Below are 24,528 nucleotides of genomic sequence, written 5' to 3' on the forward strand. Positions count from 1 at the left end.
GAAACTTTACGCCTCTAAAGTTCTGTTCTGGCTCATCGTGGTGATCGTCTCGGCCTCAGCGGGGCCGGTAGCGCCGATTGCGGCTGCGAGGAGGCGCAGTGGCTTCGACGAGCCCTTGGTCGATCAGGGCATTGAGTTCGTTCACCGCCGTGACGTAGGACACGTCGAGGAGTTCGGCGATTGCGTGCGACGTCAGTTCCCCTTCGCGTTCCAGGGCCGTCAGTGCCACCTCTTGGCGGTCGGTGCGGGCCCTTCGTCGGTGGGGTGCCTCATAGCCGGGGTCGAGCAGGTACTGGGCTCCACGGCGGCCACCAGTTCTGAGGACGAGTCCGCGGCGGACGAGGTCTCCCAGCGCACGTGTGGCATCGGTGGGGTGTGCGCCCCAGTTCTGGAGAGTCTGGTTGCGGACGGGGCGCCCGGCGTGCAGGAGTGCCAGGGCCTGCGTCTGGTGCTGGCTGAGCCCTTCTTGCCCCAGGGACGCGATCCAGCCAAGGACTTCGGGAGTCATCAGGGCATGGTGGGGGACGGTCACCTGGACGCGGGTCAGGCTTCCGTCGAAGTCCGGTGGCAGCATCCCGGCGCGGTTGAGCTGGCGGAAGATCGTGGGAATGCCGGAACCGCGATTCTCGGCGAGCATGCGCCCGTCCGAGGTGGGGCTCTCGGAGAGGAGCCGGGCCAGCACGGTGTTTCGGGACGACGACACATCGGGCTGCCCGAATCGTGCGGGATCGACCGGCCCGTAGAAGCCGCCGGGGCTGCGCACCACGAGCCGGTCTGGGAACAGTTCCACCTGCACCTGCGTGCCGCGGGCTTCTGGGGAGTAGTCACGGTGCATGACCGCGTTGACGAGCAATTCGCGCACCACCCCCAGCGGGTATTCGAGGCGGTCGGTCCGGCCGTGGGCCTCGACGACTGAGGCCCTGGACATGTGGCGGACCAGGATCTGCAGGGCTCGCTCCACCATTTCTGCGAGGGATCCGTCCACGGTCTGATTGTCGGTGAAACGTTCTCCCATGGCGCCCTTGTCGCCGCTGACGACGGTTGGGTGGACCACCACGGACATGCCCAGCTGGGGATGGAACTGCTGGGGGTAGGTTCCGAAGGTCAGGAGCCCAGCGAGCGTGGGGCGGAGAATGCCGTGGTCGAGGCAGACGACGTTGAGGCGGCGCAGACAGCTCTCCGTGTCGAGGCCCGCGAAGGCTCGTGGCTGGCGCTGTTGCATGCGGGTGATCAGTGCGGCCACCGCCGTGGGGTCCAGGTCGTCCATGGTGGCGTCAGGCACGGGTTCGCGGTCATAGGTGGGCTGGGTGCGCTGCTCGGTGAGCCTGTCCACTTCATAGTCGGTGAGCCGACGGTCTCCCTCGTCGACTCGGGTGAATGAACCCCCGTACTTGCCGCGGGTGGTGATGTAGCAGGGCTTCTCTTCCGGGGCGATTTCGGGCACTTCCATCATCACGACGGGATGGTTGCCGTCGACGTGTTTGATGGAGATCTCGCCCCGCACCGGCGGGGTCATGTCATTGGCCGCCATCCCGGCAAGTGCCTCACGGATGCGGGACGCGTCGACCGCCACCGGCTGGAATGTTGCGTCGTCGATGCCGAGGAGGATGGTGCCGCCGCTGGTGTTGGCGAAGGCTGAGAGGGTGTCCCGGACCGACGTGGGACAGCCACCAGTTGCGGCCTTCACCTCGGTCCTGGCCGTCTCGACACCAAGCCGGCGCAGTTCGTCAACGACCGCCTGGGCGTCCATGCCGCTCCTGTCTCTCATGACTACAGCTCATGATTGTAGTCACGTTGTAATGACGGGGCGGGTGATGAAGAGAGGACTTGGCTCGAACCTATCCAGCCGGTCCTCCTAGCGTCGGCCCTTGGTTGTTCGTGGATGAGTGCCATGTACCTGTTCCAAGAGGCCCTTGGCGCGATTCGCTGCCCCGCTGTCGGTAGCCACCTGGAGAGTAAGGATCTCTCGCTGCAGCACCAGTGCAGACAACTCATCGGCAGACACCGTGGTGCCAGGGACCTGCTGGCGGATGAGTGCCGCGAGCAGCTCTGTCAGGGGCGTGCCGATGGCCTCCTTGAAGTTGAACCCCACCAGTTGCAGCATCGTCAGCATTTCGGGGGTCAGCAGGGTCTTGATCACGTCGAGGGATGCCAAGGGTCCCGCGCCAGAGGATTCAGCGCCGACTTCCTCGGAGCTGAGCAGGCTCTCCAGAGCCGGGATCAGCGTATCGGTGATGAAGGTGAGCTCATCTTCGGAGATCTTTTGGGCCACGAGCTGCTCGTCCATTTGCTGCCCCAGCGTGATGAGAAGGGCCTTGTCGGCCAAGAGGTCGTTGATGATCTCGGTGAGCTGATTGATCTGCTCACTCATGTCGCGCGACGTCTTCGCGCTGCGTACGCGATCAGCGACGAGTGTGGCTGTGTTGCGAGCAGCCACATCAGCGAGGGTCAGGCCAGCCTGAATTGCTTCTTGGGTAACGGTCATGTGCTCATGGTGTCGGAAGGGTCTGACAGTTTTGCAGCCATGGCCGGTCAGCAGGTGGGGCCCGCCAGACTGGCCATTGCCTCCCGACGTTGTTGCAGATGCACCCACTTGACGGGGTCCTTCGAGAGGTTCATCGGCGGATGCCAAACGCGGATAATGAGTGTCTCGGTAGCCTCGAGGTTCACGTCAGCAGGAGAGGGCCAGATGGTCAGGGTGAGGTGGGCCCGCATCCATTCGGTCAAACAGGCCTCTTGAGCCTTGTCGGCGAGCCTCCACTTGCTGCGCGGACTCCGTGCGCCCCGGGGGACAGGGGTCAGGTGAAGATCGTCTGCGAGCAGGGCGGCGCAGCTGCGACGGACGGTCGACCCGCCCGTGGCGGTGGACGCGAAGTGCTGGCGGGTATCCCGTTTCCGGAGGCTCTTGGTAGCCAGACCGACGTAGATCGGAGCGCTAGGTTGGTGGCTCGCCAAGCCGAGCTGGGCCAGGCCTTCCGGACAGGCGTGCACCGAGTAGAGACCGGGTACGTCCGGGGTGTTCGCCATTGCATCGGGGATCGCCCGGCCGGGCTGTCGGAGAGCAGCCATGGCAGCGTCGACTGCGGAGGTCATGGGACTACCTCGGCCAGTTCCTTGATCACCTCGGTGTCGGACTTGTGACCGGTGAGGCGGCCCGAGAAAGCGGCAGCGAGAACTGCCCGACCCAAGTTGGTCGATCGCGCCTCGGTTTTGCCAATCTGTGCGCGAAGACGAGTTGCGCCCGTCCGAAGAACATCGGCGCGAGCCAAGATGGCCCGCCGAACTTGAGGTTCCGGCAGCGGGATGGGGATCTGCCTAATCAGCCCCTGGTTCAAGTTTGGCTGGACTCCACCGACAGCGAGTTTCCTCATCGTCGAGTAGTTGGCCTGAAGGATCAGTCTGACCCACGATCGCAATGCGGGATCACTGACCTGTACGGCAGCGCAGGCCTGATTGATGGTGGCTGAGATTTGGAGTTCAGCGACGGTTCCTCGCGTCTTGCCTTCCCCGTACATGGCCACCAGCAGGGTTCCGGATGGGAGCATCCTGAGGGGGGTCGACTCAAGGGCTGCGGAAGTCACCCATTGGCGTGCCTCGGTGATGTCTTCGGCCCAGAGATCGCCGCTGGTGATCCACGGAATCGAGCCGTCCGTCCAGAAGGCCTTATTGCCACGCGAGGGAGTCGTGCCGGAACTGATGCTGGCTAAGTCGCCAAGCATGACGAGCGGACTGTTCTCTGAGCTCTCGCTGACGAGCTGTTCGAGAGCTGCGGAACCAAGGGCTCGCGCCTTGTTCTGTGCGCCCTTCAGAGCGGCGTCGGCGGCGTCGAGGTGGGAGAGGTGCTCCTCGACGAGCTCCACGATCCGGCGCTGCTCGTCCAAGGAGGAGGGGAAGGAGATGGGCCACGCCTTCAGCGTGCCCTGTCCAATGTTCTTCTGGGTGGCTCCCTTGCCTGCAGCAGCAAGGCTCGCTCGCTGGGAGAGGAGGTAGTAGAACAGGAATTTCGGGATCACCCGCCCATTACCCACAGCGGCAGCGATGGCTTGGTTCGTCGTGACAGGAAACTGTGTCAGGCCGAGCTTCCCGATGCTTCCGTACATGGCCACGAGGACTGCGTCCTGAGGAACCCATTTGGCAGAGGAGTTCGCGAGCCCCTCGTCCGTGATGGTCTTTGAGGCGGTGGCAATGGCGCCGTCGTTGAGATCGCCAATGATCAACCAAGGGATATCTCCACCATAGAAAGAAGCCGTGCCAGCTGATGGTGTCCCGCCACTTGACCAAGACGCGATATCGCCAAGCGTCGAACGTTCCCAGGTCACGCGGTCAGCTCCTCGTTCAGGGCGGTCAGGATCTCCCCGGCGCGGGGGCCGAGGTCCCTGACGATCCCATCCACCCCGCCCCGTTCGTCAAACGGGGCCACCTGCAGGTCGTCGGTGGTGACGCCGGCGGAGTTCACCACCACCTCCACCATGTTGTCCAACCACCAGCGCTGCTTCTCGTCGAAGATCGATCCGCGCTGCTCCTGCTGCAGCAGCCACTCTGCATAACGGCGCTCCACCACCTCGCGGTAGGGCACCAGCTCCACGTCCAGCCCCAGGGTGAAGCGCAGCAGGCTCACCAGGTCGGTCAGCGTGTGCCTGGTCGAGTGCTTCACCCGCCCCGCCTCCACCTGCTCGTAGGCGGCCCACAGCTCGTCGGTGGTCCAATTGTGCGGCGGACGCGAAATCCGGTTGGCAAGCTCCTGCACGTCGGCAAAGCGGATCCGCGCCAGATGCCCCTGCGCCTCCTGCAAGACCTGGATCGCGCTGATCTCGTCGCGGTGCTCCTCCAGGAACTGCTGCCAGGACTCCACCGTAGAGCGCGCCCGCTCCGGATCGATCACGCCCTCGGCCAGGGTCAACACATCCACGCTCACCTCGTCGATCACCCGGTCGTGATGCCGACGCAACTCCACGATGCGGGTCCGCAGCTCCGGGTTGGTGGCCAGCGGCTTGATCGCCTCATCCAACAGGTCCTGCAGTGCCCGCTTCGGATCACTGGCGCCGACGAGCTTCTGGGCCTGCAGCGCCGGGTCGACGGCCTCCACCAGCCCCCGCACGATGTCGGTCATCGACTGCTCGGCCACCTCGTCCAGCTCGGCGCGCTCCGCGTCGGTCAGGTCCAGCTCCAGCTTCGCCAGCCGCGAGGCCAGCGTCGCCACCTCGTCCTCGCTGATCTCCAACGTCGCGGCCTTCTTCAACAACCGCTCCAGACTGATCCCCGACACCCGGTTCAACGGCGCATCGCAGAAGGCGTGCTCCGTGACACCCACCGCATCCACCAGCACGAAGCGCGTCTTGGTCTTGGCATCGGGCGTGACCGCCTGGAAATCGGCCGGATTGATCGTCCGGGCGCCCCGGCCCTTCATCTGCTCGAAGTACTGCCCAGAGCGCACGTCGCGCATGAAGAAGACACACTCCAATGGCTTCACGTCGGTGCCGGTGGCAATCATGTCCACCGTCACCGCAATGCGCAGCGAGGGGGAATTGCGGAAGGCCTGCAGATGACCCTTCGGATCACGCGCCTGATAGGTGATCTTCGCCGCAAAGTCATTGCCCCGGCCAAAGACCTCCCGCACCTGCTGCACGATCTCCTCGGCATGCGCATCGTCCTTGGCGAAGATCAGCGTCTTGGGGACCTCCTCGCGCTTCGGGAAGATCTCGGTGAACAGCTTGTCCCGGAAAGTCTCCAGCACCAGCCGGATTTGGCTCTTCGCCGTCACCGAGCGGTCCAACTGTGCCGGGACATAGACCAGGTCATCGTCCAGCGCCTCCAGCCGCTCCTCCCGCGTGCGACGATCCACCTTCGGCACGATCGTCCCGGCGTCAATGGAACTTCCTTGCTCGCTGATCTGAGTGCTGATCCGGAAGATGTCGAAATCCACATTCACCCGGTCCGCCACCGACTGCGCATAGGTGTATTCACTGACCAGGTTCTGCCGGAAGAAGGCGAAGGTCTGCTTGCCCGGCGTCGCCGTCAAGCCAATCACGTGCGCATCGAAGTACTCCAGCACATGCCGCCACACGCCGTAGATGGAACGATGCGCCTCGTCGACGATCACCAGGTCAAAGGCCTCCGGCGGCAGGTCCGGGTTGTACGAGACCGTCACCGGGGAATCCGGGATGAAGGAATCCAGCTGCGGATCGTCGTCCTCGGGAACATCCTTGCCCTGCAGCACTGAGTAGACCCGCTGAATGGTCGAGATGACCACGCTGCTGGAATCCAGCACGTGCGCGCCCTTCAACTTCTGCACCGGCAGCAACTCCGTGAACCGACGTCCCTCGCCCGGGGTGCGGAAGTTCTCGAACTCCGTCATCGTCTGGTCCGCCAGATTGTTCCTGTCCACCAGGAACAGGACCCGACGGAAACCGCCGTGCGTCAGCAGCCGATGACACAGCGTGACGGCCGTGTACGTCTTGCCTGCACCCGTGGCCATCTGCACCAACGACCGGTCGAAATGCTGATCGGCCAAGCTCTGCTCGATGCCCTGGATCGCCTCGATCTGTGCCGGACGAAGCGGGGCCGTGACCAACTGGGGCATTGCCCGGGTCTTGGCGCGCCACGTGGGATGCTGCGGATTCTCCCGCGCCTCCCGGACGATCAGCGCCAACGTCTCCGGCTTCGGGAAATGGAAGAGCCTGCGCGAACGCGGCTGTGGGTCGAAACCATTGGTGAAGCGCGTCTCGACGCCATTGGCCTCGAAGACGAACGGCAGCCTCCCGTCGACGAGTTCCGCCCGCCGCAACTGGGCCTCGGTCAGGCCGTCGGCGTAGCTCGTCGACTGGAACTCCACACCGGTCAGCGAATGCCCCACCGGCTTCGCCTCGATCACCCCGACGACGGATCCCTTCACGTAGAGCAGGTAGTCGACGCGCCCATGTCCGCGCTTGAGCACTGCCTCCCGACGGGCGACGCCGGGGGCAAACGGGTTCATCTGGTCGAGGTTCGCCACCTCCCACCCAGCCGCGCGCAGCTGGGCGTCGATCAGGTCACGCGCCCGTTCCTCCGCGTGAAGATTCGCGTCGTCGCTCATGACGTGAAATATATGGCCACCCACCGACTATTTCGGTGAGGCTGTGGAAAACAAGACCCAGCGGGGTGACTTCCAGGGGCCATCGGCGGCGCGGTGCGAAAAAACGAGGGCCCCAGCGGCACTGGACACGTTCAAAACCGGTCCTTGGCCGCTGGGGCTCTCAGTTTGGCAACCCGAGGGCCTCGACAAGCTCGGCCGACGGGTCTAGGCCTCGACAAGCTCGGCCGTCGGGAACAGCTCAGGCGTCCTCGGAGTTGGAGCTGACGCCCGGCTTGCCGTCGTGGACGATCTTGCCGGGGTTCAGGTTCTTGCCCGGATCGACGCCCGCGAAGAGCTTGCGCTGGATGTGCACGCCGGCAGGCGAGATGTCCTGCTCCATCCACGGCGAGTGCTCCTCGCCGACGCCGTGGTGGTGGCTGACCGTGCCGCCGTGATCCATGAACGACTGCTGCACCGCGCGCTTGACATGGTCATAGGTCTGCATGTTGTTCTCCGACGCGTCGTCGATCGCGAAGGTGAAGTACTGGCAGGCGCCCGAGTGGTAGCTGTGCGAGATGTGGCACATGATGAAGCCCTTGTGCCCGGTCTCCTCGAAGGCCTTGTGGGCGGCCTTCACCGTCTCGTCGTGAATCTCCTTGGCGCGGCTCCACGGGGTGGAGGTCTCGCTCACATCGGCGGGGATGCCGATGTTGAGCAGGAAGTCACGGATGAAGGGGATGTCGTACTTCTTCTGGTCGAAGAGCGTGCCCGGACCCTTGCCGACACCCAGACCACCATGGGCACGCACGATCTTGTTCACGACGCTCTTCGCGTAGCGCACGTGCGTGTTGGTGCCCTCGAAGCCGACGAAGCTCAGGCAGACCTCGTCCAGGTCCCAGCCCTTGGCCTCCATCAGCTTCTTCACGGCCAGGTTGGAGTAGTGGCTCTTCTTCGACGAGGTGGACTTGCCGTTGGCCATGGAGAACTTGGTCTCGTTGGCATCGCTGACCCGCAACATCATCGGGTGCACGTCGGCGTGGGCAATCTGCTCCGCGGCCTTCAGACCGGCGTCATAGGTGGGGTAGAAGTAGGCTTGGATCTCGCGGCACTCGGCCAGCCGGTGCACCTGCATCCACGCCTGGGTGATGATTCCCAGACGCCCCTCGGAACCCAGCACCATCTCGCGCACATTGGGGCCCGACGAGTAGGACGGCAAGGGACGCAGCTGCAGCAGCTGGACCAGCTCGTCGGAACCCTCCGGGGCCGGCATGGCCATGTTCAGTCCGCGAGTCACCTCGGAGATGTCGCCGTACTTGTCGGACTGCGAGCCCGACGAACGGGTGGCGATCCAGCCGCCGACGGTGGACCAGACGAAGGAATCGGGGAAGTGGCCCAGGGTCCAGCCCTTGGCGTTCAGCTGCTCCTCCATGTCCGGGCCCAGCGCACCGGCCTGGATGAGGGCGACCTGCGCCTGCTCGTCGATCTCCAGGACCTTGTTCATCCGGCCCATGTCACAGCTGATGACCAGCCGCTGCTCGCCCGGCTCGGCCTCCAGTGCGGCGACGATGTTGGAGCCGCCGCCGTAGGGGATCAGCACGGCATCCAGACGCAGGGCGGCCGCCATCACGGCCATCACCTCGTCCTCGCTGCCGGGGTAGACCACGACATCGGGGACACGCCCCAGCTGGCCGCGGCGCACCCGCACCAGGTCACGAACGCCCTTGCCGAAGGCGTGCACCACGCGCAGCTCGTCATCGGTGATCACATTGCCCTGCCCGACGATGGTGCGCAGCTCGGTGAGTACCTCGTCGCTGGCCTGGCTGGAGGGTACGTCGAGGTCGTCGAAGCTCGGGTCCGGGATGACCTGCGCCTGGCTGAGGTCCAGGTCCATCACCTGCTTGGCGAAGGCCGGGAACTTCGGCTTGTCCTCGATGGCATAGCGAATGCCGTCCTCGGGGCCCCAACCCCACCACTTCTGGTGCTTGGCGGGGGCCTTCGGCTGGTGCTGGGTCACTTGTTCTCCTGCGTGTCGTCGGCATCGCGAGGAGTGGACTTGGCCTTCTCCAGGGCTGCCGTGTGGGCGTACTCGGCGAGCGTCTTCATGCCATAGGCGCGCGCCGTCGAATCGTGGAGCTCGAGCACCTGGCGTCGCATGCGCTCGTTGAACTGGTGGGCGATCTCACCCGGGTGGGGGTGCATGGGCTGCCCGATCACCACGTGGACGGTGGGGCGGTTGCGGGGCAGTGACTTCTGCGTCGACGGCCAGGCGGCGTAGGCGCCCACCAGGGCGATCGGGACGGCCGGGACATTGCGGCTGATGCACAGCGCTGCGGCACCCGGCTTGAATGGGGCCATCGCGCCAGTGCGGCTGCGAGTGCCCTCCGGGAAGAGCATCAGGGGAACCCCGTCGCTGAGCAGGTTGCCCGCCATGCCCTTGCGGCCCCGGGTTCCCTTGCGGTCGACGGGGAAGGCGTTGAAGAAGAGCGCCGTCGGGGCCGCCTTCCACCACGCGTCGAAGAAGTAGTCGGCGGCAGCTCCCGCCGAGAGATATTCCGAGAGTTGTCGCGGCAGGGAACCGATGATCAGCGGCGCGTCGAAGTGGCTCGAGTGATTCGCGACGGCGATGAAGGCGCCCTCGAGGTCGTCCAGGTTCTCCTTGCCGTGGACGTGCACATCGAGCAGGCGCCAGATGGCCGGCTTCAGCAGGAGCAACTGGGCGCTGCTGCGGGTGGCTGCCAGCGGCTTGGAGCGGTAGCGAGCGCGCTCACCGCCGGGGAACTTCATGCGGTCGAAGAGGGGACTCATTGCTTGTGCCTGCTTGAGGAGAGCTTGTTGGACAGGTAGCGGATCACGGGCGGGGCGACGGGGAGCCGCGCCAGGAAGATCGCGGTCTTCCACTTCAGGCTCGGGATGGAGATCGGCCTGCCGGCCTCGGCATCGGCCAGGGCCTCGCGGACCAGATCGTCGGCATCCACCCAGACGAAGCCGGGCAGGTTGTCCGAACTGACGCCGGCCCGTGAGTGGAACTCGGTGTGCACCCAACCGGGGCACAGCGCGGTGGCGGTGACGCCCGTGCCGCGCAGCTCGATCGCCAACGCCTCGGTGTAGCTGCGCACCCAGGCCTTGATGGCGGAGTAGTTGCCGCTGAAGATCCAGGAGCTGGTGGACGAGACATTGATGATCCGGCCATGTCCCCGCGCCACCATCGCCCGCCCGGCCGCGCCGGACAGTTGCAGGACCGCGAAGCACATCACGTCCATCGCGCGGCGCTGGGTCTCCAACGCATCCTTGTCCAGCAGCTTGGCGTGCAACCCGAAGCCGGCATTGTTGACCACCAGGTCCAGCTCGTGGGCGGGATCCTCGATCCAGTCGCAGATGCGGGTGACGTCCTCGGCGCGGCCCAGGTCCGCCGTCAGGCAGGTGACCGTGATGCCGTGCTGGGCCTCCAGCTCGCTGGCCAGGGCCGTCATGCGTTCGGTGTCACGGGCGACGATGACCACGTCGTCGCCGCGGGCCGCGAGGGCCCGGACGAAGGCGTTGCCGATGCCGGACGTACCACCGGTGACCAGAGCAGTTGCCATGCCCCAAACCTACGGCACGGGACCGACAGTCGTGTCATCCATCGTCAGGCACCCCGAGGCGCCCCACGCGAGATTGGCGGTGTGCGGCGTGGTGCGGCCGGACGCCAGCGCGTCACTCTAGGCTGGAAACCCGTCGTCGTCCGAGGAGAGCCATGTCCGTTCGTCGCATCCTTGCCGTCGTTGCCGTGGCGCTGCTGCCCTTGCAGGCCTGCGGATCCTCGTCGGGCGCGCAGCAAGAGTCCGGCTCCTCGGGTGGGCAGTCAGTGTCAGCCGTGCCCAACCCCACCAGTCAGTCAGATCCGGCCATGACGAGCCCAGCCGGTGAGGTGGAGCGGTCCACTCCGGGCGTCGGTTCGGCCGCGCCCACTGCCACTGTGAGCGTCGCCGTGCCGAAGGACCTGAAGAAGTTCGACACCGCGAAGCTGCCGACGACAGTGGCCGGGTACAGCGGTGAAGAGGGCATGTACACCGGCGCCAGCGAGGATGACATGCTGATGATGACGCTGGCGCCCGGCATGGACTTCGGCAAGGTGGTCCAAGGACTGCAGAAGCCCACCACGATCGGTCGCGCCACCTGCGGGAAGGCCGACGGGGTGCAGAGCTGCTTCGCCGCCCTGGACGGTGGCCTGCTGTGGGTCCAGGGCACCGACCGCACCAGCATCGAGGAACTGGCGCAGGTCACCAACCAAGTCTACGACGGTTTCGCCTGATTCGACTGACCCTCGATCCGGCTGTCGTCCTCAGTCGGCTCGCAAGGTGTGGTCGATGACATAGGAGTCGCCCCGGTAGGAGTGTTCCCCGTACTCCAGGGCATTGCCCTCGGCGTCGTGGCTCAACCACTCGACGGTGAGCACCGCATCGGCCCGGGTCAGGTCCAGCAGGTGCCGCTCCCGGGCGGTGGCCAGTCGGGCGCCGATCCGTTGCCGCGCCTGTGCCTTCTCGTAGCCGCGCTCGGCCAGGATTGCGTACAGGCTGCGGTCGACGAAGTCGTCGGCACACACGTCGTGGAAGTCCGGCGGCAACCAGCTGCGCAGCAGGACCAGCGGTTGCCCGTCGCTGAAACGCAGCCGCTCCAGGTAGACCAGCGGGGTGCTGGGGGGGAGGCCGAGCGCCTCGGCGGCGGCCCGGTTGGGGCGCGAGGCCTGCAGGCGCAGCACCTGGGTGTGGGGGTTGCGGCCGGCTCCCTGCAGCTCGTCGAAGAGGGTGGTCAGCGAGTTCTGCTTGCCCACCACCTGGCTGGCGACGTGCGTCCCGACGCCGCGGCGGCGCACCAACATGCCCTGGCGGACCAACTCGTTGATGGCCTTGCGGATGGTGGGGCGGGACAGGTGCAGGCGCGCCACCAGGGCGAGCTCGTTCTCGAAGGGGTCGCCCGGTTTGAGGGCGCCGCTGGAGATGGCGCTGGCCCACTGCTCTGCGAGCTGGTGGTAGAGCGGGACCGGGCTGTTGCGGTCCACCACCACCGGGAGGGTCCTGGGCATGGGAATCAAGCTAGCAGTGTCCTCGGGTAGGGTGACAATGTTGACCTTTGTCACCCCCCACTCGTCGGAGGATTCGTGAAACCACACCTCGTCACCACCGCCACCGCCACCGCCACCGCCCTGGCCGCCCTGCTGCTGGCCACCGGCTGCTCCGCCACCGGGGGGCGCGCCGCGGCCGAGCGCTCCGCCGCGGCCGGGGGTTGCACCAGCAACACCATGACCGTGACCCTCATCACCCACTCCGCCCCCGGCGACGACTTCTGGGACCTCGTCCGCAAGGGTGCCGAGGACGCCGCCAAGAAGGACTGCATCAACCTGGAGTACCAGGCCCACCCCGAGGGTGCGGAGCAGGCGGCGCTGGTGAATGCCGCCGTCGACAAGAAGGTGGACGGCATCGCCGTCACCCTGTCGAAGCCCGAACAGGTGGGCGCCGCGGTGCAGGGCGCCGTGAAGGCCGGCATTCCCGTCACCGCCCTCAACGGCGGCGTCGACCAGTGGCAGAAGTTCGGTGCGGTCGGCTTCTTCGGCCAGGAGGACAAGGTGGCCGGCCAGAAGACTGGCGAGAAGCTCAAGGCCGACGGTGCCAAGAAGGTGCTGTGCATCCTGCACGAGCAGGGCAATGTGGGCAATGAGTCGCGCTGCGCCGGTGTGAAGCAGGCGCTGCCCACCACCGAGACGCTGTACGTGGTGGGGACCGACATCGCCGACGTACAGACCAAGATCACCGCCAAACTGCAGCAGGACAAGGACATCGACACGGTGCTCGGGCTGAAGGCCGCCGTTGCCCTGACCGCGGTGAAGTCGGTCGACGAGTCCGGTTCCAAGGCCAAGATCGCCACCTTCGACACCAATGCCGAGCTGGTCAAGGCAATCAAGGACGGCAGCATCAGTTTCGCCGTCGACCAGCAGCCCTACCTGCAGGGCTACCTGGCCGTCGACGCCCTGTGGCTCCACAACACCAATGGCAACACCATCGGCGGCGGCACCCCCACCTTCACCGGGCCGGCCTTCGTCGACGAGTCGAATGTGGACCAGATCGCCGAGTACGCCGCGGCGGGCAAGCGATGAGTGGGGAGGACAGGACCGTCAGCAGGGGTGGCGAGTCGGCGCCGCTTGCGGCCAACCACCCTCGCTCGTCCCTCGCTCGGGGGCCAGTCCCATCCACGGCCACTGCGCGGTCCGACGTCGCCACCCCTGCTGACGGGGTGTCAGAGCGGTGGGAGAACGGTGACCACCGTGGCGAACAGATGATGGACGACCGGACTCGGCGTCGGTCCTTGGCCACCCGGTTGTTGGTGCGGCCGGAGATCGGCTCGCTGGTGGGCGGCCTGGCCATCATGATCTTCTTCCTGGCCGTCGCCCCCAGCTTCCGCAACCTCGACAATGTCGGCACGATCCTCTACCAGGCCTCGACCATCGGGATGATGGCGGTGCCGGTGGCCATGCTGATGATCGGTGGCGAGTTCGACCTGTCCGCCGGCGTGCTGGTGACCACCGCCGGGCTGGCGGCCGCACTGCTCAGCTGGTGGTTCAACCTCAACGTGTGGGTGGGCGTGCTGCTGGCCCTGCTGGTGACCCTGGCGATCGGCCTGGTCAACGGACTGTTGCTGGTGAGGACCAAACTGCCCAGCTTCCTGACCACCTTGAGCACCTTCTTCGTGCTGCAAGGAGTGAACCTGGGCGTCACCCGGTGGGTCAGCGGCAATGTCTCGTCGGCCGCGATCGACGACATGGAGGGCTGGGACTCGGCCCGCAAACTGTTCGCCTCGCAATTCGCGCTGCAGCTGGGGGAGCACACCGTCACGCTGCGGATGACCCTGCTCTTCTGGCTGCTGCTGACCATCGTCGGCGCCTGGGTGATGTTGCGAACCCGGCAGGGCAACTGGGTGCTGGCCGTCGGCGGTGACGAGGCCGCGGCCCGCGCATCGGGCGTGCCGGTGCGACGCACCAAGGTGGCGCTCTACCTGTTCGTGGCCTTCTGCGCCTGGCTCAGCGGCATGCACCTGCTCTTCGGCTATGGCGTGGTGCAGTCCGGCGAGGGCGTGGGCAAGGAGTTCATCTACATCATCGCCGCGGTGATCGGCGGCTGCCTGATGAGCGGCGGCTTCGGATCCGTCGTGGGCGCCTCCGTCGGTGCCCTGATCTATGGCATGACCCAGTTGGGCATCAACTATGCCGGCTGGAATCCCGACTGGTTCAAGACCTTCCTGGGCGTGATGCTGCTGGCCTCCACCCTGCTGAATGTCTACCTCAAGCGAAAGGCGGAACAGCGATGAGCGGCGCGCACCATCCCCTCGACAAGCTCGGGGAGCGTGGTTCCGCCTCGTCGGAGCGCGACGTGACCACGGTGGCCGAGCCTGTCGAGGCCCCGATCCTGGAGTTGCGGGAGGCGGGGAAGTCCTATGGGAACGTCGAGGCCCTGCGCGGGGTGAACCTCGTCGCACGGGCCGGGGAGGTCACCTGTGTGCTGGGTGACAACGGTGCCGGCAAGTCGACGCTGATCAAGATCGTCGCCGGGCTTCACGAGCACACCTCCGGGGAGCTGCTGGTGGACGGTGAGCCGACGTGCTTCGGCTCACCCCGGGACGCCCAGGCGGCCGGCATCGCGACGGTCTACCAGGACCTGGCGCTGGCCCCACTGATGGCGGTCTGGCGCAACTTCTTCCTGGGCAACGAGATCACCCGCAAGCCCTTTGGCCGGCTCGACATCGACGCGATGAAACGGATCACTGATGACTCACTGACCCGGATGGGCATCTCCATCCCCGATCTGGAGACCCCCGTCGGATCCCTCTCCGGTGGTCAGCGGCAGTGCGTCGCGATCGCCCGCGCCGTGCACTTCGGTGCCAAGGTGCTGGTGCTCGACGAGCCCACCGCCGCGCTGGGCGTGAAGCAGTCCGGCGTGGTGTTGAAGTACATCGCCAAGGCGCGCGAGGCGGGGGTGGCGGTCATCTTCATCACCCACAACCCCAACCACGCCTGGCTGGTGGGCGACCACTTCGTCGTGCTGAAGCTGGGACGGGTGAGCCTGGACGGCACCAAGAAGACGATCACGCTCGACCAGCTCACCGCCGAGATGGCCGGTGGCGCCGAGCTGGAGGCACTTGCCCACGAACTGCAGGGCTGAAACCCCGGAGCAGTGGCGGGTCGCCGCCAGCCGCGGCCATCGTCGCTTTTTCACAGGTGCCACACAGTGGGGGGCACAGGACGGCACAGTGCCGCCACCGAGGGTGGTTGCATGTCGTCATTCACTGCCCTGCGCCTGGCGGGCGGCGGTCATCGCGCCGCGCCCCCAGCCCCCACCCACCTGTCCGTCCAACCCACCTCCAGTCACCGCGTCAGCACCGGGGATGAGGGTCCCAGCCGCCTCGTGGTTCGCGCCAGCCTCGCCCTGCTGTTGCTGGGGGTGGCCGCGCTGTACCTGCTCGGCCTGTCGGCCAGCGGCTATGCCAATTCCTTCTATTCCGCCGCCGCCCAGGCCGGTTCCCAATCGTGGAAGGCGTGGTTCTTCGGCTCGCTGGATGCGGCGAACTCGATCACCGTCGACAAGCCGCCTGCCGCGCTGTGGGTGATGGGCCTGTCGGCACGACTGTTCGGCTTCAGCTCCTTCTCCTTGCTGTTGCCCCAGGCGCTGATGGGCATCGGCACCGTCGCCCTGGTGGCCGCCGCCGTGCGCCGCTGGTACGGCCACGCCGCGGGGTTGCTGGCCGGGGCACTCGTCGTGGCCACCCCCGTTGCCGCACTGATGTTCCGCTTCGACAATCCCGACGCCATGTTGACCCTCCTGATGGCGGCCGCCGCGTACTTCGTGGCCCGCGCCATCGAGACCGAACGGGGACGCCGCGCGCTGTGGTGGATGGTGGCTGCCGGCGCGGCCATCGGTCTGGCCTTCCTGACCAAGATGCTGCAGGGCATGCTCGTGCTGCCCGGATTCGTCCTGGCCTACCTGGTCGCCGCGCCGCGCAGCCTCAGGGCCCGCCTCGGGCACCTGCTTGCCGCCTTCGTCTCGATGGTCGTCTCGGCTGGCTGGTTCATCGTCCTGGTGGAGCTGTGGCCGGCCTCGGCGCGCCCCTGGATCGGTGGCTCCACCAACAACTCCGAATGGGAGCTTGCCCTGGGTTACAACGGGCTCGGCCGAATCCTGGGTGGCGCAGGCAACGGCGGTGGTGGTGGCATGGGCGGTGGCGGCTTCGGCGGCTCCGCCGGCCTGCTGCGGATGTTCAACTCGCAGTTCGGCACCGAGATCAGCTGGTTGCTGCCCGCAGCGGCGCTGTTGTTGGTGGCTGGTCTGGCGGCCCGCGGACGTGCCCCGCGCACCGACCTGCGTCGGGCCGGGCTGGTCATCTGGGGTGGGTGGCTGGTGGTCACGGCCGCAGTGCTGAGCTTCATGCAGGGCACCGTCCACAGCTACTATGCCGTCGCCCTGGTCCCGGGGATCGCTGCCAGCATTGCGATCGGGGCAGTCGAGGCGATGCGCGCCGCTGGCCGCTCGGGGCGTCTGCACGCCGCGGTCTGGCGCAGCGTCGTGGCGCTGTCCATCGCGCTGACGGCCGGTTGGGGCTTCTGGCTGCTGGCCAGCCAGGCGCCGAGCTGGCATCCGTGGATCCGCTGGATCGCGCTCATCGGCGGTGTCGGCGGAGCCGTGACCTGGTTGGCGCTGGCATCGATTGGCTCCACGGGCTTCGTAAGGAAGGTCGCCGTCGGTGCCCTGCTGGTCGCCAGCCTGTCGGCCATCGCGCCGACCGCCTCGTGGACCGTCGGGACCGTCACCGTGGGGCACAGTGGTTCGATGCCCGCCTCGGGCCCCGCCGGCGCCTCCGGCATGGGCCAGATGGGTGGCGGCCAGAGAGGTGGTGGCCAGAGAGGTGGTGGCCAGATGGGTGGCACCCCACCGGCCGGCGCCGACGGACAGCCGGGTGGCAGCGCGTCGAACAGTGCTGGCCAGCCCCCGTCGGGCACCCCGCCCACCGGCACCCCGCCCACCGGCACCCCGCCCACTGGCACCCCGGGCCAGGCACCCGACGGCACCTCGGCCGGCAATGCCCCCAACGGATCGTCGTCCACCTCGACGGGACAGCCCCGGGGAGGGGGCCCCGGCCTGGGCGGCAGCAGCAGCGAGGCCTTGGCCGCCGCGTTGAACCAGACCACTAGCCAGTGGTCGGCCGCGGTGATCGGTGACCAGAGCGCTGCCAGCCTGATCCTGAGCAGCGACACCGCCGTGATGAGCATCGGCGGCTGGAGCGGCACCGACGACAACGTCACGCTGGAGCAGTTCCAGCAGTACGTCGCCGACGGGAGGATCACCTACTTCATCGTCAGTGGCCAGGGCGGCGGCCCCGGCGGTGACAGCGGTTCGGGTGCGTCCATCACCCAGTGGGTCGAGGACAACTTCAGCAGCACCACGATCGATGGCACCACCGTCTACGTGCTCACCGGCCAGGAGTGACCACGGGCTGCCGACCGTCCCGCCCAGGACGATTCATCCTGCTCCTCGCCCCTTCCCAGGCCGTGGGGAGGGGCGAGCAGTATGCCGTGGGGCTCACAGGAAGCGCATAGGAAGCACACATGAAGCACGTAGGAAGGCCCTGTCTGATGGAGTCATGAGCAACCACAACAGCAACCAGCCCTCCAAGTTCCGCCGCACCATCGCCGGTCTCGCCGCTGCTGGGGCCATCGCCCTGGGCGGGGTGGGCACCCTCAGCGCCCAGGACGCACAGGCCGCGGGCGTTCGCCAGACCTATGTGGTGCAGGCGTCCACCGTGCCGGCATCCACCGTGCAGGTGACCCAGTCCCCGGTGACCCAGGACCCGAAGCGCACCCGCTGAGCAGGGCGGCTGGTCCGCTACCACCTCATCCCATCGGCAAGGCCGTGGCAGAGTGGGCCCGTGCGCGCCCCCGACCTGTACCGACGACTGTTCTGGCCGATCCTTGCGCCCTCCATGTTGCTGGGCATCGGCAACGGTGCGATCATCCCCGTGCAGGTGCTGGCCGCCATGCAGTTGGGCGCCTCGGGATCGCTCGCCGCCTTGATCGTCGCCATCGTCGGCGGGATCGGGCTGGCCACCACCATGCCTGCGGGCCGCCTCATCGACCGCTTCGGCGACCAGCGCGCAATGCTGCTGGCCACCACCATCGTCGCGGTCTGCACCGCCGTTACCATCGGAGCACTCCTGTGGGCGCGGGAAGGGGCGTTGACGCTCTTCATGGCCGCTGCCTTCCTTCGCGCTCCCGCCATGAACATCTTCAGCCTGGCCCGGCAGGCATATACCGCCGAACACGTCGCCCCGCACGAGGTGGGGCGGGCCATGACCGCGCTGGGTGGCACCATGCGCGTCGGCAACCTCGTCGGCCCCCTGGTGGGCGGCCTGCTGCTGCTGGCGCTGCCGTTGTGGAGCGTCTACGTCCTGAGCATCCTGTGCGCGGTCGTGGCCACCATGATCCTGTTCAATCCGACGCGCGGGGAACTCCTCGACCTTCCGGCCGACAGCCCCGCAGCCCTTGGCAGTGCCCAGCTCGATCCCTCCCGCAAGGGCCGCGACGCGATGCCCGGTGTGCGCTGGGGCGCGGTCTTCCTGGCGGGTATCGCGATGATCGCGCTGGCCGTGGCCCGCGTCGCACAGCCCGTCGTGGTGCAGCTGTGGGGTGTGCACATCGGCCTGAGCGAATCGGCCATCTCGCTCGTGATCGCCGTCGGTGCTGCCATCGAGATCGTCATGATGTTCCCCGGCGGGTACCTGAAGGACCGACTGGGACGCTCCGTCATCCTCGTGGTCTGCCTGGCTGTCTACGGCACGGGCTTCCTGCTGTTGGTGCCCTTCACCCACTGGGCGGGCACGCCCGGCATGGTGACCGCCGTGGTCGTGATGGCCATCGGGAACGGCCTGGGGGCCGGGGTCTTCATGACGGTGGGCGCCGATCTCAGCCCCACCGAGGGCCGAGGTCGCTTCTTGGGCATCTGGGCCCTGTTCAGCAATGTCGGGATCCTGGGCGGCCCCTTGCTCATCTCGGCCTTGGTGGCGACGGCAAGTGTGCAGGCCGCCGTCGTCGCAATCGGTGGCATTGCCGTGGCCGGTGCCGTCTGGACCATGGTCTTCGCCACTCGGATCGGCCTTCCGAAGGGGATCGGGCGAGTGCGCGACTGAACTCCACGAGTCCCCGCAATGCTCGACGTCGCGACCCGGGGGATCGCGACGTCGAGGACACACGGTCAGGTAAGAACCAACGGTCCGGGGGATCAGCCCTTCGGGAAGGCGAAGGTGGTGGGGACGGCCACCGTGGGTACGTCAATCCAGCGCTTCGCGGTGGCGGATTCCACGATCGCCTCGTCGGCGGCGGCCGCCAGCCAGGCGTCGCCAGCACTCGGGGCGTGTTGCTGGCCGGAAAGCACCGACTCGATGAACTGGGAGGCCTCGATCACCTTCAGGTCGTCGAAGCTCATCGTCTGGCCGGGGCCGGGCTGGAAGCGGGCGAAGTCACCATCCTCCATCCCGGTCATTGCGGTGGTGTAACCCGTCGCCGGACCCTCGCCCCGGATGAGCAGTTGCAGGTCCTGCGGGTGCGTGAAGCTCCAGCGAGCAGATCCCTCGGTGCCATAGATCTCGACAACGTACTCGGCGCGGGGGCCCACGGCCACACGGCTGGACTCGAAGGTGCCGACGATTCCGTTCTCGAAGGTGGCCAGGACCGCGACGTAGTCCTCATTCTCGACGGGGCCGCTCTCGTCGGACAGCTCCACCTTGGCGTGGCCCACACCGGTGGTCAGCGGGATGGGCCGCTCGGTGATGAAGGTGTCGGTCAGGCCGGAGACGGAGGTGACTCGCTGTCCGGTGACCCACTGGGCCAGGTCCACGCCGTGCGACATCAGGTCACCAACCACACCCGCACCCGCCTTCTCGCGGCTGTAGCGCCAGGTGAGCGGGCCGTCGGGGGCAGACGCGTAGTCTGCGATCAGCCACACGCGCACATTGGTCACCCGGCCCAGTCGTCCGGTGCGCACCAGTTCGCGCATGCGCTCCACCGCGGGCTCGTGACGGTAGTTGAAGCCGACGGCGGTGACCAGGCCCGCCTGCTGGGCGCCCTCGGCGATCTCGCGTGACTGCTGCGCGCTGACGCCCATTGGCTTTTCGATCCAGAAGGGCTTTCCAGTCTTGATGGCGGCCATGGCGATCTCGTGGTGTAGGAAGTTTGGCGCGCAGATGGAAACGGCCTCCACTGCCGGGTCGTCGATCACCTCGTGGTAGTCGGCCACGGCCCGTTCGAAGCCGTACTGCTCCACGGCGGCCTGCTGATTCGACTCCACCGGGTCTGCGCACACCACCAGCCGGGGCCTCACCCCAAGCTCTGGGTAGCGCATGGGCAGGGCAGCGTAGGCAGCGGCGTGCAGCCGCCCCATCCAGCCGAGGGAGACGACGCCGATTCCGAGTTCGCGGGTCATGGGACTTCCTTTCATTGGGGTAGATTGACGCGACAGTGCGTCAGACGAGCAACCAGCAGGAGCTGATCACGGTGAGGATCCAGACGATGGGGTCGAAGACCTTCTTGGGGATGCTGCGCGCCAGCCGGAACCCGACCAGGCAACTGGCCACCACCACCGGGGCGAGCAACAGGTCGGTGCGGACTGTGTCGGGAGTGATGATGCCGACCCCGATGGAGACCGGCAGCTTCACGACGTTGACGAGGAAGAAGAACCAGGCGGTGGTGCCCAAGAAGCGGGCCACTTCGAAGCCCGCCTGCATGAAGTACATGCTGGTGACGGGACCGCCGGCATTGGCCACCATGGTCGTGAAGCCGGCCAGGCTGCCGTAGAGGCCACGCTTGACCGGGGAGGTCTTGCTCTCGTCCACTGTCGCTCGCACCGCACCACGCCGACAGGCCATGCCCACCAGGGTGAGGCCGATCATCGTGAGCAGGACGATCCCGATCAGTCGCTTGGTGGCCAGGTCCGAGGCCAGCTGCAGGTAGACGCCACCCAACGCCACCCCGACCAGGACTGTGGGAACCAGCCGTCGCAGGGTGCCGAAGTCCGCATCGCGGCGGTACAGGCCGATGGCCATCACATCGCCCACCAGGAGCAGCAGGAGCAGTGTCCCCGTCGACTCCTTGGCTGGCAGGATGCTGGCCAGCAGCGCTGCTGCCAGCACAGCCAGCCCGGGCAGTGCCGTCTTGGCGAGACCGACGAGCGCGGCCACCAGCACCAGCATCACCCAGGTGGCGGTGGTGAAGGTCATGGCGTCCTCGCAGCTTGTGTGGGCCGGGCCGCTGGTGGTGGCCCCGGCCGGTGGGGTCAGGCGTCGAGCCGGACCGGGTGTCCCTCATGGGCGGACGTGGTTGCCGCATCTGCGATGCGCAGGGCCTCGACAGCGTCTTGGAGGTTCGGTCGCGGGTCGCTCCCCGTGGTGACGGCCTCGATGAAGGCGCCCAGCTCATGGGTGTAGGCGGCCTCGTAGCGTTCAAGGAAGAAGTCCAGGTAGGGGGCCTCGGCATTGGTCACCTCGGCATTGTTGAGGCGCACGGTGCTCGGGCGGACGTTCTCGGCGAAGAGCGCACCCTTGGATCCTGCGGCTTCCAAGCGCTGGTCATAACCGGAGGCGCAGCGACGGTTGTTGATGATGGTGGCCACCTTGCCGTCGGCGGCGGTGAGCACGACGACGGCGGCATCGAAGTCCCCCTCGGCCTTGATCTCGGGCACGAAGTTCTGGCCGGAGGCATTCACCTCGACGATGTCCCCCAGGAAGTTGCGGGCCATGTCGAAGTCGTGGATGGTCATGTCGCGGAAGATGCCTCCCGAGACCTTGATGTAGCTGGCCGGTGGGGCGGAGGGATCACGACTGATGATGGTGAGCTGCTCCAGGTCTCCGATCGCACCCTCGTCGACGCCTTTCTTCACTGCGGCGAAGGAAGGGTCGAAGCGTCGGTTGAAGCCGAACATCACCGGGGTCGTGATCTGGTCCAGGTCGGCCTGCACGGCCTCGACCTGAGAGACCTCTTGGGCGACGGGCTTCTCACAGAGCACGGCCTTGCCGGCCTTGGCGGCGGCGATCAACTGGGGCAGGTGGAGGTGGGTGGGGGAGCCGATGATGACGGCGTCCACCTCGGGATCGGTGAAGACCTCGTCGGCCTCCTTGCAGGAGCGCGCCCCGTACTGGGTGGCGAGCTTCTCGGCGGCGTCGCCGATCGGGTCGCAGACCAGCACGAGCTGGGCCTGGGGATGGTTGGCGACGGAACGGGCGTGAACGTGACCGATTCGTCCGGCTCCGATGACGGCGATGCGCAACATTGCGTACTTCCTTCTGCTGGGTCTTCTCTGACTGGTTCTGAAAAGGGCTGGAGGGGCGCCACCGTTCACGGTCAGCGCCCCTCGCCGGGTGGGGGGGTCGTGTGGTCAGCAGCCCGTCACGGGGCAGGCATGATCACATTGCGCACCAGGACGTCGAGGTCATTGTCGGCCTCCAAGAAGCCACGCAGGGTGCGGACGGTGGCACCAAAGCTGTCGAACTCCTCCGGAGTCATGCCATCGGGCTCGTAGGCGCGCACGAATTCGGGCATCTTCAGCAACTCGGCCATGATGCGCTCGTCGACGGGCTCGTCGATCCTGTTGACCGGCTTGTAGTCAGAGGCGTTGATCCGCTTCTGCCACTTGAAGGGCGGGGAGACCACCAGATCGCCGCCCTGCAGTTCGGACCACTGCAGGACATTGCGGAAGGCCGCCACCAGGACGCGGGCGCGCAGGCCTCGCTTCTGGAACTCCTGGTAGGCGCGCTTGATGCAGGCCACGCCTGCCCATTCGAAGACACCCGGATCGATGAAGAGCTGCTCGCGCTCGGCAACGATCTTCAGCCAGTCATCGAGTCGTCCACCCATCAAGGTGACGACCGGCCCCATGGTGGAGACGTCCTTGCCCTCGGCCTCGCGGCGCTTGAGGCCGCGCTCGATGGCCTCACCGGTGGCGACGCACTGGGGAACGGAGAAGCTGACCGTCACGTTGACCGAGACGCCCCGGTAGGTGGCCTCCTCGATGGCCTTGACTCCCACGCTGGTGGCGGGGATCTTCACGATGATGTTCGGCGCCAGGTTGCTGAACTCCTCGGCCTGGTCGGCCAAGGCCTTCCAGCTGCGGGCCAGACGGGGATCGGTCTGCATCGACAGGCGGCCATTGATGCCCTTGTACTCCTCGAAGATGGGCTCGAGCATCTTGGCTGCCTCGACGGACATCTCGCGCACGACGGTCCAACCGATCTCGGACTCACTGGCCTCGGGCATCTCGGCGGCGAGCTCCTTGATCCGGGGCAGCCACTTGTCCTTCTTCATGTTGATGCAGGTATAGGCAATCGACGGATTGCAGGTGGCGCCGACCGCGCCGAAGGCGATCGACTGGCGGAGCTCGTCGGGGTCCGCCGAGTCATTCCAGAGAGCGGTGGGGAACTGACGGGTCGCCTCGAGCAGCGGTCCGGGGGTGAATTCGATGGCCATGAGGTGTCCTCCTGATGGATCGGGGCGGTCACTGCCGGGTTCCGCGTCGTCGGTGGCGCGTCGTGTGACCGGGTCACCACCATTCAACGACCAGTTCAGGCCTTAAGTCAATAGATTGTCCTGACAATCTGATTTTTGTCTCGTGGTTCCCGTTGGCCCCACTTCGAGTCGAGGGCTCTCAGGAGGTGAAGACGGTCGAGTCGAAGGTGTAGCGGTCGGCTCGGTAGACGTGGTCGCCGAATTCCACGATCTGGCCCGCCTCGTTGGTGGTGGCACGGCGCATGGTGAGCAGCGCGGCTCCGCGCTTCACCTCGAGCAATCGTGCTTCCTCGAGACTCGCGTTGCGCGCGCCGATGGACTGGCGAGCGGAGAAGAGCTGCACGTGCCGGTTGCGCAGCGCCTCGTACAGTCCGCCGGTTTCCAGCTCCTCCGCGGAGGGTGCGAGCTCGCGGGGAATCAGGTTGCGCATGACCGCGATGGGGTGCTCGTCGGCGAGCCTCAGGCGGCGGATCTCCGTGATCGGAATTCCGGCGGCCGCAAGGCCCATGGTCTCGACCTCCTCGTCGGTGGCCTCGCGTTCGACGTAGTCCAGGAGCTGTGTGGTGGCCTGGTGTCCACCGCGCGTGAGGTCGCTGTGCAGGCTGGTGAGCTCCATGGGTCGATGGATCAGTGCCGGGGCGACGCGCGTTCCGACGCCGCGCTGGCGGACGACGAGTCCTTGGTCGACCAGGCGCTGCAGGGCTTGGCGGGCCGTCGGGCGGGAGACCTTCAGGCGCTTTGCCATGGACAATTCGTCCTCGATGCGCGTGCCGCTCGGCAGCTCGTGGGAGTTGATGGCGGCTGCGATCGGTTCGGCGATCTGGAAGTAGAGCGGGATGGGGCTGTTCCGGTCGAGGTTGATCTCCGGTGCGTAGACGTCGCCGCTCATGGGGGGGTCCTTCCGTGG

At 66.8% G+C, this 24,528-nt stretch carries 21 protein-coding genes; 7 read left to right on the top strand and 14 right to left on the bottom strand.

The window, feature by feature from the left end; genetic code table 11:
- Positions 1-55: 55 nt before the first annotated feature.
- The 8 genes from ACTQ49_RS09505 to ACTQ49_RS09540 form a co-directional block, all read right to left on the bottom strand.
- Positions 56-1,768 carry an ATP-binding protein gene (locus tag ACTQ49_RS09505; RefSeq protein ID WP_441827604.1) on the bottom strand — a complete coding sequence of 571 codons (1,713 nt, stop codon included), beginning with the start codon at positions 1,766-1,768 and terminating at the stop codon, positions 56-58.
- A gap of 87 nt (positions 1,769-1,855) precedes the next feature.
- A complete protein-coding gene (locus ACTQ49_RS09510) occupies positions 1,856-2,485 on the bottom strand; it encodes a hypothetical protein (protein ID WP_441827605.1) in 630 nt (209 codons plus the stop codon).
- A gap of 47 nt (positions 2,486-2,532) precedes the next feature.
- The gene (locus ACTQ49_RS09515) at positions 2,533-3,093 is read right to left on the bottom strand and encodes a GIY-YIG nuclease family protein (RefSeq protein ID WP_441827606.1); all 561 of its coding nucleotides are present in this window, start codon (positions 3,091-3,093) and stop codon (positions 2,533-2,535) included.
- On the bottom strand, positions 3,090-4,319 hold the full coding sequence (locus ACTQ49_RS09520) for a restriction endonuclease subunit S (RefSeq protein WP_441827607.1): 1,230 nt from the start codon (positions 4,317-4,319) through the stop codon (positions 3,090-3,092). Before ACTQ49_RS09520 ends, ACTQ49_RS09515 begins: the two co-directional genes overlap by 4 nt.
- Positions 4,316-7,072, bottom strand: a complete 2,757-nt coding sequence (locus ACTQ49_RS09525) for a type I restriction endonuclease subunit R (protein WP_441827608.1) — start codon at positions 7,070-7,072, stop codon at positions 4,316-4,318. The genes ACTQ49_RS09520 and ACTQ49_RS09525 overlap by 4 nt, the downstream gene beginning before the upstream one ends.
- A gap of 238 nt (positions 7,073-7,310) precedes the next feature.
- On the bottom strand, positions 7,311-9,065 hold the full coding sequence (locus ACTQ49_RS09530; RefSeq protein WP_441827609.1) for an FAD-binding oxidoreductase: 1,755 nt from the start codon (positions 9,063-9,065) through the stop codon (positions 7,311-7,313).
- Positions 9,062-9,856 (bottom strand): lysophospholipid acyltransferase family protein, encoded by a 795-nt coding sequence (locus ACTQ49_RS09535; RefSeq protein WP_441827610.1) that lies wholly within the window; start codon positions 9,854-9,856, stop codon positions 9,062-9,064. Before ACTQ49_RS09535 ends, ACTQ49_RS09530 begins: the two co-directional genes overlap by 4 nt.
- Positions 9,853-10,632, bottom strand: a complete 780-nt coding sequence (locus tag ACTQ49_RS09540) for an SDR family NAD(P)-dependent oxidoreductase (protein WP_441827611.1) — start codon at positions 10,630-10,632, stop codon at positions 9,853-9,855. Before ACTQ49_RS09540 ends, ACTQ49_RS09535 begins: the two co-directional genes overlap by 4 nt.
- Positions 10,633-10,784: 152 nt before the next feature.
- Here ACTQ49_RS09540 and ACTQ49_RS09545 point away from each other — a divergent pair, with 152 nt between their 5' ends.
- A complete protein-coding gene (locus ACTQ49_RS09545) occupies positions 10,785-11,342 on the top strand; it encodes a hypothetical protein (RefSeq protein ID WP_441827612.1) in 558 nt (185 codons plus the stop codon).
- A gap of 30 nt (positions 11,343-11,372) precedes the next feature.
- Here ACTQ49_RS09545 and ACTQ49_RS09550 read toward each other — a convergent pair whose 3' ends face one another.
- Complete coding sequence (locus ACTQ49_RS09550) at positions 11,373-12,113, bottom strand: GntR family transcriptional regulator (RefSeq protein WP_441827613.1); 741 nt, start codon at positions 12,111-12,113, stop codon at positions 11,373-11,375.
- 75 nt (positions 12,114-12,188) lie between these two features.
- Here ACTQ49_RS09550 and ACTQ49_RS09555 point away from each other — a divergent pair, with 75 nt between their 5' ends.
- The 6 genes from ACTQ49_RS09555 (at position 12,189) to ACTQ49_RS09580 (ending at position 19,255) form a co-directional block, all read left to right on the top strand.
- Positions 12,189-13,181, top strand: a complete 993-nt coding sequence (locus ACTQ49_RS09555; protein WP_441827614.1) for a substrate-binding domain-containing protein — start codon at positions 12,189-12,191, stop codon at positions 13,179-13,181.
- A gap of 179 nt (positions 13,182-13,360) precedes the next feature.
- Positions 13,361-14,389, top strand: coding sequence for an ABC transporter permease (locus tag ACTQ49_RS09560; protein WP_441827615.1), 1,029 nt, complete (start codon positions 13,361-13,363; stop codon positions 14,387-14,389).
- Positions 14,386-15,240: an ATP-binding cassette domain-containing protein gene (locus ACTQ49_RS09565; protein ID WP_441827616.1), complete on the top strand. Its 855-nt coding sequence runs from the start codon at positions 14,386-14,388 to the stop codon at positions 15,238-15,240. The genes ACTQ49_RS09560 and ACTQ49_RS09565 overlap by 4 nt, the downstream gene beginning before the upstream one ends.
- 111 nt (positions 15,241-15,351) lie before the next feature.
- A complete protein-coding gene (locus ACTQ49_RS09570) occupies positions 15,352-17,559 on the top strand; it encodes an ArnT family glycosyltransferase (RefSeq protein ID WP_441827617.1) in 2,208 nt (735 codons plus the stop codon).
- Positions 17,560-17,713: 154 nt separating this feature from the next.
- The gene (locus ACTQ49_RS09575; RefSeq protein WP_441827618.1) at positions 17,714-17,938 is read left to right on the top strand and encodes a hypothetical protein; all 225 of its coding nucleotides are present in this window, start codon (positions 17,714-17,716) and stop codon (positions 17,936-17,938) included.
- Positions 17,939-17,998: 60 nt separating this feature from the next.
- Positions 17,999-19,255, top strand: coding sequence for an MFS transporter (locus ACTQ49_RS09580; protein ID WP_441827619.1), 1,257 nt, complete (start codon positions 17,999-18,001; stop codon positions 19,253-19,255).
- Between the two features lie 92 nt (positions 19,256-19,347).
- Here the strand turns inward: ACTQ49_RS09580 and ACTQ49_RS09585 are convergent, their stop codons facing one another.
- From ACTQ49_RS09585 to ACTQ49_RS09605, 5 genes are all read right to left on the bottom strand, one after another.
- Positions 19,348-20,547, bottom strand: a complete 1,200-nt coding sequence (locus tag ACTQ49_RS09585; protein ID WP_441827620.1) for a Gfo/Idh/MocA family protein — start codon at positions 20,545-20,547, stop codon at positions 19,348-19,350.
- 40 nt (positions 20,548-20,587) lie between these two features.
- On the bottom strand, positions 20,588-21,340 hold the full coding sequence (locus ACTQ49_RS09590; RefSeq protein WP_441827621.1) for a sulfite exporter TauE/SafE family protein: 753 nt from the start codon (positions 21,338-21,340) through the stop codon (positions 20,588-20,590).
- Between the two features lie 56 nt (positions 21,341-21,396).
- Positions 21,397-22,389 (bottom strand): inositol 2-dehydrogenase, encoded by a 993-nt coding sequence (iolG, locus tag ACTQ49_RS09595; protein WP_441827622.1) that lies wholly within the window; start codon positions 22,387-22,389, stop codon positions 21,397-21,399.
- A gap of 116 nt (positions 22,390-22,505) precedes the next feature.
- On the bottom strand, positions 22,506-23,582 hold the full coding sequence (locus ACTQ49_RS09600) for a transaldolase family protein (RefSeq protein WP_441827623.1): 1,077 nt from the start codon (positions 23,580-23,582) through the stop codon (positions 22,506-22,508).
- Positions 23,583-23,760: 178 nt separating this feature from the next.
- Positions 23,761-24,510: a GntR family transcriptional regulator gene (locus ACTQ49_RS09605; protein ID WP_441827624.1), complete on the bottom strand. Its 750-nt coding sequence runs from the start codon at positions 24,508-24,510 to the stop codon at positions 23,761-23,763.
- Positions 24,511-24,528: the final 18 nt, after the last annotated feature.

It is taken from the genome of Luteococcus sp. Sow4_B9, from assembly GCF_052116585.1.
Taxonomy (GTDB): Bacteria; Actinomycetota; Actinomycetes; order Propionibacteriales; family Propionibacteriaceae; genus Luteococcus.